The sequence below is a fragment of the Brevibacillus sp. 7WMA2 genome, from assembly GCF_010748895.1.
GTDB lineage: Bacteria > Bacillota > Bacilli > Brevibacillales > Brevibacillaceae > Brevibacillus_B > Brevibacillus_B halotolerans.
In genome coordinates this window covers 1,471,632-1,484,820 of the sequence record NZ_CP048799.1, presented here as the reverse complement: position 1 = coordinate 1,484,820, position 13,189 = coordinate 1,471,632, and the positions used below count along the sequence as shown (strand labels likewise).

Here is a 13,189-nt window from a genome sequence, read left to right as displayed (position 1 = left end):
ATACTGATATGTTATAATAAGTTTCGAATGTTTATTTGTTATTAAAATATATTTTTGTGAAATATGCGATTGTGCTATATACAGTAGTTTCACGTTTTTTGCTGAAAAAATATGTTATGTATAAAGAGAGGAGGCTAATTATGGTAGCATACTACCGTTTCAATTATCCTTGAACAAAGAGGTGATGGTGCATATGTATTAACTTTATCCATAAATAAAAAATCTTTCACATCATGATGGTTCCTCTTCATAACTTACGATTTTTCCTCAAACATTTCCTACATCCCAAGACATAACTCCCGTAATAGAGATTACGTTAATTTTTCCTAACATACAGTCAAACCCTGCAGCATGTCGCATCCACATAGTAAGCAATCATAGTATTTTTTATAAGAAACTATAATGTCTAACAAGAGGTGCAGCAATATGAATAAGGATTTGATTCAATTATTTTCGTTGACTCAGCCTCAACAAAGGATTTGGTACTCCGAATTACTTTTTCCAAATACGGGTGTGTCGTCGATTTCATCGATCACTAAACTGAGAGGAAATATCAATCTAAGTGCCCTGCAACAAGCTCTAAATACAGTTATTGGACTGCATGATTCCCTCCGGATTCAATTAACTTCTCAAAATGGATTTCCTCAGCAATATGTGGAGGAGCATAGTGATAAAGAGTTCGAATGTTTAGATTTTTCTGGTGTTGACGGGGAAGCTCAAGCATTGAAGTGGCTGGATGAACATAATCGTACACCTTTTGAACTTTTCCATTCGGAGTTGTATACATTCACCATCTGCAAGATTAGCGATCAAGAATATTGGTATAACCTCAAAATTCATCATATTGTTTGCGACGGAATCTCTGCAAATATGTTCATGAATCAAGTGAACAAATGCTATTCTCAGATTGCAAATGGTGAGCCTTTAGAAATAGCTGCAAATCATGCTTACTTCGACTTTATACAAACGGAGCAGGACTACGAGAAATCAGAGCGTTATCAAAAGGATAAGACGTATTGGGTTGATAAATTTAGCACTTTACCTGAAGTGATAGGGTTTAAATCATATAATCCGTTTACTCAAAGCACTGCTGGTATACGAAAAAATATAATCCTGGAAGACAGTTTGTATCATAGCCTGTACGATTTTTGCAAACAAACAAATAGCAGTATGTTAACAGTCTTTATGACTGCGATGTACATCTATATGCATAAAAAGACAGCGCAGAATGATGTTTCTATTGGTACATTCTATGCAAATAGAACAACCAAAAAGGAAAAAGAAATGGTAGGAATGTTCGTTAGTACAGTACCTACACGAGTATTTGTAGATCCTGACATGGACCTACTAGCGCTTCTGCAAGCCGTATCTAAAGAGCAGATTTCGATCCTACGCCATCAAAGGTTCCCATACAATCAAATGATGCAAGACGTGCGAGAAACGCATCAGCATAAGGATCTTCAACGTCTCTTTGGCGTATCTGTACAGTACCGGGCGATGGATTATCCGCAATATGAAAATGTGAAAGTCGAAGTTGTTGAAAATTTTTGTGGAGACGTGATCAATGACTTTGAGATGAACGTGATTGAATTAGATAATGAAAAGATTAATCTTCAACTAAACTATCGAGCACAGTTGTTTACAGATGAAGAGATGGAACAACTAGTTCAACAGTTCTCTACCATTATTGAAACAATCATTCATCATCCTACTTCAAAAATTGCAGACATCTCCCTGCTTGGTGAAGAAGAGAAGAATGTCATTTTATCTGAATTTAATAATACGTTAGTTGACTATCCGCGGGAAAAGTTGATTCATCAGCTGTTTGAAGAACAAGCAGCACGTATACCCGATGAAGCGGCTGTAATTTTCGAAGGGAAGCAACTCACTTACCGGGAACTAAATGAAAGAGCGAATCAGTTAGCGCGAAAGCTACGTGCTGAAGGAGTAGTAGCCGATCAATTAGTTGGAATCATGGCGGAACGATCATTAGAGATGATGATTGGAATTTTTGGGATTTTAAAAGCTGGCGGTGCATATATGCCGATTGATCCGGAATTTCCAGAGGAAAGAATCCGCTATATGCTAGAAGATTCAAATGCAAAGCTACTTTTGACCCAGAATCATTTGGTGGAGCGAGTAACTTTTGCCGGGAAAATAGTAGATATCAATGATGCTCAAAGCTATCACCAAGATGGTTCGAATTTGGAAGCGATAAATGGTCCGAATCACTTAGCCTATGTTATTTATACATCAGGTTCTACAGGCAAGCCTAAAGGAGTTATGATAGAACATCATTCAGTTATAAATCGACTGATGTGGATGCATGCAAAATACCCTATTTCATCCGCTGACATCATTATGCAAAAAACAGCGATTACGTTTGACGTATCAGTATGGGAGCTATTCTGGTGGTCGATGGTGGGTTCCAAAATGTGCCTATTATCTGTAGGAGGAGAAAAGAACCCTGAGCAAATCTTAAAGACAATAGCCGAGCATCGCATTACAACAATGCATTTTGTTCCGGCAATGTTGCACGCTTTCTTGGATTATGTTGAGCAACAATCACCTGAGATTGTAAAAGAAAAGCTTCAATCTTTACGTCAGGTTTTTGCGAGTGGGGAAGCATTGCCGCCACAGCATGTAGATAGATTCCGCCGAGCAATTTCTTCAGTATGTCAAGCTAGATTGATCAATTTATATGGACCGACTGAGGCTACTGTAGATGTTACGTATTTTGATTGTGATACAGATGAGGAACTAGCTGCAATTCCAATCGGTAAACCTATATATAATACCCAACTTTACATCGTCCAAGCTGATTCTGTGAACCTTCAACCGATTGGGATAGCAGGTGAGCTATGCATTGCTGGGGTCGGTTTAGCTAGAGGGTACCTGAATCGACCGGAGCTTACGGAAGAGAAATTTGTGAAAAATCCGTTTGCCCCAGGAGAACGAATGTATAGAACGGGAGACTTAGCAAGATGGTTACCAGATGGAAATATTGAATATTTGGGTCGGATTGATCACCAAGTAAAAATCCGTGGCTACCGTATTGAGCTTGGCGAAGTCGAGTTGCAGCTATTGAAAATAGAAGCGATACAAGAAGCGGTGGTAATTGTTAGAGAAGATGCAAGCGGTCAAAAGCAAATGTGCGCCTATTATGTAGCGAACAAGCAGCTGACTGTAGGTGAGCTAAGAGCCGACCTTTCCCGAGAATTACCTACATATATGGTTCCATCCTATTTTGTTCAAATGGATAAAATGCCACTGTCTCCAAATGGCAAGATTGATCGTAAAATGCTACCAGCACCAGAGGAGAGTATCCAAACGGGTGTAGAGTATGTAGCACCTCGCACTGCTATAGAGCAGACATTGGTATCCATTTGGCAGGCTGTTCTAGGAGCTAAGAAAATTAGTGTATTGGATAATTTCTTTGATCTGGGAGGAGACTCTATCAAGTCTATTCAGATCTCTTCTAGGATGCTTCAGGCAGGCTATAAGCTGGAAATGAAGGATTTGTTCACCTATCCAACCATTGCCCAATTAAGCCAACATATTCAGTTAGTTACGAAGATTGCTGATCAGAGTGAGGTAGTGGGGGCTACCTTATTAACTCCAATTCAGCACTGGTTCTTTGAGCAAAAACTAGTTGAACAACACCATTATAACCAAGCTTTCATGCTTTTCATGGAAAAAGGTTTTAATGAAACATTGCTTCGGATGACCATGGAAAAGATCGCCATTCATCATGACGCGTTACGAATGATTGTTCGCGAAACAGAAAATGGTTATGAAACGTGGCATCGAGGGGTAGAGGAGGGCGAGCTGTATAGTCTTGAAGTAATAGATTTGAGAAGTGAAATAGACTGCGCCCGACTCATCGAAACGAAAGTAAATGAAATTCAAGGCAGTATTTCTCTGACTGAAGGCCCATTACTAAAAATGGGACTATTCCAGTGTCAAGAAGGAGATCACCTGCTGATTGTTATTCACCATTTGGCAGTTGATGGAGTTTCTTGGCGAATTTTATTCGAAGATATCGCGAGCGGTTATGAACAAGCACTTCGAGGGGAAACCATCAGCTTCCCGAAAAAGACAGATTCCTTCCAAAAGTGGGCAGAGCAACTCTCTGATTATGCTAAAAGTGATGAATTGCAGCGTGAAAAAGCTTACTGGAAGCAAATCGAACAAGTTACAACTATAGATTTGCCAAAGGACTTTATCCAAGAACAATCGGTCATTGCGGATAGTGAAATTGTAGAAATTCAATGGACTGAGCAAGATACAGAACAATTATTGAAACAATCAAATCGTGCCTACAACACGGAAGTTAACGACTTATTGCTTACTGCGTTAGGAATGGCATTACACGATTGGACGGACAATCATCAATTTTTGGTGAATGTAGAGGGCCATGGTCGCGAGTTGATTCATCAAGATATCGATGTTACTCGGACGGTAGGCTGGTTTACCAGCTTGTACCCTGTCATGCTCCAAATGGATGGGGATCAGGAAATCTCTCGTCGTATTAAGCAGGTCAAAGAAATGTTGCGCCAAATTCCGCAGAAGGGTTTAGGATACGGCATTTTACGATATTTGGATAAATCCGAGAAGCAGAACATAAGTAATTTGGAGCCTGAAATCAGTTTTAACTACTTGGGGCAATTTGATCAGGACTTACAGCATAATGATCTTCAGCTTTCTCATTATTCAAGTGGAGCATTTGTGAGTCCGCGGGCCAAGAGAAACTATACTCTTGACTTGAATGCGATGGTCACCAATGGATCGTTGAAGCTTACGATTAGTTACAGCAGTAAAGAATATCGTACCGAAACGATGCAGCAGCTAGCAAAACACTTACAAGCCAGCCTACAACAGATAATTGCCCATTGCGTGACAAAAGAACAGGTAGAGCTAACACCAAGTGACCTATTATTAAAAGACCTGACAGTTGAAGAGCTTGAGCGATTAGTAGAACAGACAGCAGATATTGGTGAAATTGAGAATGTTTATTATTTAACACCAATGCAGAAGGGAATGTTCTTCCACAACCTGATGGATTCATACTCAGGGGCGTATTTTGAGCAATTAACGTTTACTATAAAGGGCAGCTTTGATGTCATCACTTTTGGGAAGAGTCTAGATACCTTTACCCAAAGGCATGCGACGCTAAGAACCAATTTTTATAATGGTTTAAAAGATGACCCTATTCAGGTTGTATTCCGTCAGAAAAATAGTGAACTATATTATGAAGATTTACGAGAAATGAGCGAAGCTGAACGTGAGGAACATCTGAGTAGCTTTGCCGAAAGGGATAAAAGCAGAGGGTTTGATTTAGCAGAAGATTCTTTGATGCGGGTATCCATTTTGCGATTGACAGAGGATACGTACCATTTTGTTTGGAGTTTCCATCATATCGTGATGGACGGCTGGTGCCTGCCAATTATGACCAAAGAGGTGTTTGAAGGCTATTTTGCTATCCTACAAAATAGACAACCTAAATGGGAAGCTGTAACGCCATATAGCCAGTATATCGATTGGTTAGAGCATCAAAATGAAGAAGAGAAAACGAGATACTGGAGTGAGTATTTGGCAGAATACGAGGGTCAAACGATTTTGCCCAAAGAAAAACATCCAAATAAAGAAGGCTATTCTGCTAAGAAAGTGATCAACGTTCTTGATAAGACGCTTGTAGAGCGAATGGATCAGGTAGCTAAACAGCATCAGGTAACAATTAATACGTTCATGCAGACTGCATGGGGGCTTTTATTACAGAAATACAATGGTAATCACGATGTTGTTTTTGGCAGTGTCGTTTCAGGAAGAACAGCTGATATAGCAGGAATTGAAGGTGTCATTGGCTTATTTATTAACACCATTCCGGTTCGGGTTCGTTGCGAGGGAACAGATACGCTAAGTGAAGTATTGCGAAAGGTACAAGGACAAGCTCTGCAATCGCATGCTTACGATACGCATCCGCTCTATAAAATTCAAGGGCTGACGGAACAAAAACAAGATTTAATTAACCATATTATGATATTCGAAAACTATCCGATCGATCATGAGATGGAGCAGTTGGGGATTGGAAAACAATCCAACTTCACAATTGCAGATGTAAAAGTAACAGAACAAACAAACTATGATTTAAACATAGCTGTCGTGCCGGGCGAAGAGATGAAGCTTATGCTGGATTATAATGCACAGGTATTTGATGAAGCTGGCATTAAGCGAATTGCGATGCACTTTGTTCAAATGCTGGAGCAGATTATTGAAAATCCAGATGCCCGTATAAATGAATTGGAAGCTGTTACACCGATTGAGAAGGAGCAGATTCTCAATGTGTTCAATAATACGCAGGCTGACTATCCTAGTGAGCAGACCGTGTACCAGTTATTTGAAGAGCACGTAGCGAAAAACCCTGATAAAGTGGCAGTTGTTTATGAAGAAAAACCATTAACTTATCGTGAATTGAATGCGAAAGCTAATCAACTGGCTCGAACTCTGCGAGCAGAGGGAATTCAGAAAAACGAACTAGTCGGTATCATGGTAGAACGTTCGTTAGAAATGATAATAGGTATCTTTGGGGTATTAAAAGCTGGAGGCGCCTACGTTCCTATTGATCCAGAATATCCAGAAGAGCGGATTCGTTATATGCTGGAGGATTCCGGGGCTAAGCTGTTGCTCACCCAAAGCCATTTACAGGAGCAAATCACCTTTAATGGAACACTCCTAATGCTAGATGATGAGAAAGTGTATAACGCAGACGATACCAATGTTGAATCGATTACTGGACCAAATGATTTGGCTTATGTCATATACACATCTGGAACTACGGGTAAACCAAAGGGTGTTATGGTAGAGCATCATGGTCTGTGCAATTTAAAAACGTATTTTGAATACAATTTGGGACTTAGCGCGGATGATCGAATCGTGCAGTTTGCCAGCGTGTCATTTGATGCAGCGTGCGCAGAATTTTTCAAAGCCTTTATTTGTGGCGGAACCCTATATATACCTTCTACCTCAATCATTATGAATTATCGTTTGTTCGAGGACTATATTACTTCCAATCAAATAACTGTCGCGGCATTGCCTCCTACTTATGCAATATATCTGGAGCCAAGCAATCTGCCTAGCTTAAAAACACTGATCACTGCTGGGTCTGCTTCCTCTGTTGAATTAGTACAGAAATGGAAAGACCACGTGTCGTATTTCAATGCCTACGGTCCGACTGAGGATACAATTTGCTCTTCCGTATGGTCTTATGATCGCGAGTCAATGTCAGAAAACGTTGTGCCTATCGGTCGACCTCTTAAGAACCATCGCATCTACATTGTTGATGCAGAAGGTCATTTGCTACCTATCGGTGTTGCAGGCGAACTATGCATTGCTGGTGTTGGGTTAGCACGGGGTTATCTGAATCGCCCAGAGCTTACTGAAGAAAAATTTGTGAACAGCCGTTTTAGAGCAGGGGAACGAATGTACAAAACGGGCGATCTGGCTAGATGGATGTCAGATGGTACCATTGAATATTTGGGTCGAATTGATCATCAGGTAAAAATCCGTGGGTACCGTATTGAGCTGGGTGAGGTTGAAGCGCAGCTACTGAAGGTAGATACGGTTCAAGAAGCTATTGTCATCGCAAGAGATGACGAGGCAGGACAAAAGCATTTATGTGCCTATTTTGTTGCTGAAAGCCTGCTGAGTATGGCCAAGCTTAGAAGCGAATTATCTCATGAATTACCTAATTACATGATACCAAGCTACTTTGTGCAATTAGAGCAAATGCCACTTACCTCAAATGGAAAAATTGATCGCAAAGCGCTACCTGCACCAGAAGGAAACGTAGACACTGGGGTTGAGTATGTAGCCCCACGCAATGAAGTCGAACAACTGTTGGCATCTATTTGGAAAACAATCTTAGGCAGTCAGCAGGTTGGTATCTTGGATAATTTCTTTGATCTGGGTGGAGACTCTATCAAAGCAATCCAGGTTTCTTCTCGCCTACTTCAATCCGGATATAAGCTGGAAATGAAGGATTTGTTTAAATATCCAACTGTAGAGATGTTAAGCCCACGTCTCCAACTGATTAGCAAAATGGCGGATCAAGGGGAAGTAGTAGGTCAAGTAGAACTTACCCCGATACAGCGGTGGTTCTTTGAGCAGATGCCAGTTGAACCGCATCATTTCAATCAAGCCTACATGTTATATCGTAAGCAAGGCTTTACAGAGTCTGCGCTTCGCGAGGTTATGCAAAAGCTGGTCTCTCATCACGATGCCTTACGAATGGTATTTAAAGAGACCGAGAGTGGATTCGAAGCACGAAACCGTGGAGTGGATGAAGGGGATTTATATACCCTAGAAGTGATTGATCTCAAAGGAAACACGGATTGCTCCAAAGCGATTGAAAAGAAAGCAACCGAAATTCAAAGTAGTATCAATATAAATGAGGGACCGCTTCTGAAACTAGGTTTGTTCCATTGCTCAGATGGAGACCATTTATTAATGGTTATTCATCACTTGGTAGTAGACGGAATTTCATGGCGTATTTTATTCGAAGACCTTGCTACAGGCTATGAACAAGCAATGAATGGGGCAGCCATTCAATTACCACAAAAAACAGATTCGTTCCAAACATGGGCTGAACAGTTATCACTTTATGCGAATAGTGCGGCTATGGAGAACGAACAAAAGTACTGGCAGCGACTAGAGCAAATGGAGATGCAATTACTTCCTAAGGATCATGTACAAGCCAAGAAGCTGGTTCGCGATAGTGAAATGATTACCGTTCAATGGACCGAACAGGAAACGGAACAATTGCTAAAGCAAGCAAATCGCGCATATGGAACAGAAGTAAATGATCTGCTGCTCACTGCACTTGGTATGACAATCCATGCATGGACAGGTATGGAGCAAATCTTCGTAAATCTTGAAGGGCATGGTAGAGAGGACATCGTTCGGGATATTGATATCACTCGTACAGTAGGATGGTTTACAAGTCAGTATCCAGTAGTTGTAGAGGTACAAGCCAATAAGAATCTGTCTCAACAAATTAAGGGAGTAAAGGAAGGGTTGCGTCAGATTCCTAACAAAGGAATTGGCTATGGCATCTTAAGGTATTTATCAGCACTGCAAGGTAATCCAATATTCAAGCTAGAGCCTGAGATCAGCTTTAATTACCTGGGGCAGTTTGATCAGGACTATCAAAATAATGAGATGCAATTATCACCGTATTCTGTTGGAGATGTTGTAAGTGAACAGCTAGAAATGAAAACCGCTTTAAATATAAACGGCATGATTTCTAATGGACGCTTGGAGATGACCATCAGATACAGTAAGAAAGAATACAAGAAAGAAACAATGGAAGAAGTAGCTAACTTATTGCAGTCTTCGCTACAGAATGTGATTACACACTGCGTGGCGAGAAAAAGCACAGAGCTTACTCCAAGTGATGTTTTATTAGCTGGTCTAAGCATTGAAGAGCTTGATCAGTTAGTAGAACGAATGAAAGAAACGGGTGAAATCGAGAACGTATATGAATTAACCCCGATGCAGAAGGGAATGTATTTCCACAGCTTGATGAATCCTCATTCAGGTGCATACTTTGAGCAAACATCCTTTGATTTGACAGGAAGCTTTGATCTCACCGCGTTTGCTAAAAGCTTAGATGCATGGGTACAACGGCATGAGGCACTGCGGACAAATTTTTACAATGGCTTTAAAGATCAGCCTATACAAGTGGTGTATCGTCATAAAAATGGTGAACTTTATTATGAGGACCTACGCGAAATGGATGCGGCAACCCGTAATTCCTATATAGCCAATTATAAGAGAGAAGACAAGGCAAAAGGATTTGATTTAGCCAAGGATTCCTTGATTCGTGTATCCGTTCTTCGTATGGAGGAAGAAAAGTACCGCCTTATTTGGAGTTTTCACCATATCGTGATGGACGGCTGGTGCGTGTCTATCATGGTCAAGGAAGTATTTGGTGGATACAATGCAATTCGGGAAAATAGACAACCTGAGTATACTGCCCTAACACCGTATAGCCATTATATTGAATGGCTAGGACGCCAAGATCAGGAGAGTGCAGCTAGTTACTGGAGCGAGTATTTAGCTGGCTATGAACAACAAACCCTACTGATACATGATAGAAAGCAGGGTAATGAAGACAAAGCTTATGCGGCAACCAAATTACACTTCACATTTAGTAAAGAACTTACGAAGAGATTGGATCAAGCAGCTAAGCAGAATCAAGTAACAATCAATACGTTGATGCAGACTGCATGGGGAATTATGCTCCAGAAATACAATAATCACCACGATGCCGTCTTTGGCAGTGTGGTTTCTGGAAGACCGGCTGACATTCCTGGCGTTGAAAACATTCTTGGATTGTTTATTAATACAATCCCGGTCCGTATTCGTTGTGAAGCAGAGGAAACGGCTGCACAGGTAATGAGAAGAATTCAGGAGCAAGCATTGGCATCGAATGCGTATGATACCTATCCACTCTATGATATACAGGCGCTCACAGAACAAAAACAGGATTTAATCAATCACATTATGGTGTTTGAGAATTATCCAATGGAACAGCAGATTGAGCAATTGGGAAGCACTGGACAATCCAAATTTGCAATTGGAAATATCGAGACAGTGGAACAGACGAACTATGACCTCAACCTGATCATTATGCCTGGGGAAGAGCTGGGGATTTGCTACGGCTATAATACCTTGGTATATGATCAAACCAGCATCGAACAAATCCAGGGCCATTTTGTCCATATCGTAGAGCAAATTACGTCTAACCCACAATTGCGTGTGAACGAATTAGAACTGGTTACTGCGGCAGAAAAAGAACAAATTTTAACAGTGTTCAATGATACAAAAGAGACTTATCCGCAGGACATCATGCTTCATCAATTGTTTGAACGTCAGGCAAAACGTACACCAGACCAGATAGCGGTTGTTTGCGAGCATGAGAAGCTTACCTATCGTGAACTAAATGCACGAGCTAATCAATTAGCAAGAACATTGCGTAAGCAGGGGATAAAAGCCGATCAATTAGTTGGTATTATGGCTGAACGCTCGCTAGAAATGATTGTCGGTGTGTTAGGCATCTTAAAAGCTGGCGGGGCCTATGTTCCAATTGATCCTGAGTATCCTGAGGAACGCATCAGCTACATGCTTGAGGATGCGAAAGCTACTTTACTCCTGTCACAGGGTCATCTACAGGAGAGAGTATCATTTACAGGTAAAATCCTATTGTTAGATGAGGAAACATCCTACCAGACACTAGCTTCTAATCTTAGAGCGATACATGGACCACAAGATTTGGCTTATGTTATCTATACGTCTGGAACAACAGGCAAGCCTAAGGGTGTTATGGTAGAGCATGCCAGCATTGTCAACACAATACTTTGGAAGGCGAACGCTTATCAGTTTTCACCAGAAAATCGCGTGCTTATGGTAACTCCATTTGTATTCGATCCATTCCTTACCCATTTATTTGGACCGCTGGCATCTGGTTCAACCGTATATGTATTGCGTGACGAAGAAAGTAAGGACCCGGAAGCGATCAAAAAAGCAATTACTCAACACCAAATGACACATTTCCAGAGCTCACCTAGCTTTTTATGGGCAATTGTCGAAACAATGAATCCTCAAGATTTACTGTCAGTAAAAAACATTGTAGTTGGTGGAGAGAAGATTGTTGCCTCCCTTGTAAAAAAAGTGGCGGAACTGAACCCGAGCATTGAAATTTGCAACGAATATGGCCCTACTGAAAGCAGTGTAGTTACGACATCACTATCCATAACGCAGCCAGAACAGGAGCTATCAATTGGCCGACCAATTGCAAACAAACAGGTGTATATCCTAGATCAGCACAATCAGCTTCAGCCAGTAGGCGTAGCTGGAGAACTGTGCATTGCAGGTACAGGATTGGCTAGAGGATATTTGCATCTTCCACAGCTTTCAACAGAGAAGTTCGTGGACAACCCGTTTACTCCAGAAGAGAAGATGTATAAGACTGGGGACTTGGCGAGATGGTTACCGGATGGAAATATTGAATATGTAGGGCGTATTGACCATCAGGTGAAAATTCGTGGGTATCGGATCGAGCTTGGCGAGGTGGAAGCCCACCTGTTACGAATCGATTCTGTGCAAGAGGCTATTGTGGTTGCGCGTGAAGAGCAAGAGGGGCAGAAGTACCTATGCGCGTATTTCGTAGCAGATAAGCAGGTAACTGTGGGTGAGATTCGAAACGTACTGGCTCAGGAATTGCCTAGCTTTATGATTCCCGCGTTCTTTATACAACTAGAACAAATGCCTCTTACTACAAACGGAAAGATTGATCGCAAGGCACTCCCTGCACCAGAGGGTGGCGTGCAAACAGGAGTTGAGTATGTAGAGCCGCGTACACCGGTTGAACAAACATTGGTTTCGATTTGGCAGGCTGTCTTGGGAAGTCAACAAGTTGGTATTTTAGAGAACTTCCTAGATCTTGGGGGAGACTCTATCAAAGCTATTCAGGTATCTTCCAGATTGCTTCAAGCAGGCTATAAGCTTGAGATTAAAGATTTGTTCAAATATCCAACTGTAGCTCAGTTAAGTCCGCATCTTCAAGTGGTTAGCAAAATCGCAGACCAAAGGGAAGTAGTTGGTTCAATAAAGCTAACGCCAATTCATCACTGGCTTTTTGAACAAAAATCGGCTGAGCCGCACCATTTTAACCAAGCAGTCACCCTGTATCAAGAGCAAGGATTCGATGAAGTGGTACTGCGTCAAGTAATACAAAAGATTGTAGAGCATCACGATGCTTTGCGAATGGTTTTCAAAGAGACCGAAGCTGGTTTTGAGGCTTGGAATCGCGGGATAGATGAAGGACAGCTATACAGTCTTGAAATAATTGATGTGAGAAACGAACGTGAAGTGGCCCAGATAATTGAGGCGAAAGCAAATGAGATTCAAAGCAGCATCAACATAACGGAAGGTCCACTACTGAAGCTTGGACTTTTCAAATGTTCAGATGGTGATCATTTGCTGATCGCAATTCACCACTTGGCCGTTGATGGTGTCTCTTGGCGAATTCTATTTGAGGACATTGCATCAGGTTACGAACAAGCATTGAATGGACAAGAGATTCGTCTCCCTCAAAAAACTGATTCCTTCCAAACTTGGGCTGAACAGT

1 protein-coding gene (running past one end of the window) is annotated in these 13,189 nt (G+C 41.3%); it reads left to right on the top strand.

Annotation, left to right across the window (positions count from 1 at the left end):
• Window positions 1-426 precede the first annotated feature (426 nt).
• Window positions 427-13,189: the beginning of a non-ribosomal peptide synthase/polyketide synthase gene (locus GOP56_RS05370; protein WP_163244810.1), read on the top strand. It continues 23,810 nt past the right edge of the window; 12,763 of the gene's 36,573 nt are visible here — the first part of the coding sequence; it begins with the start codon at window positions 427-429; the stop codon falls past the right edge of the window.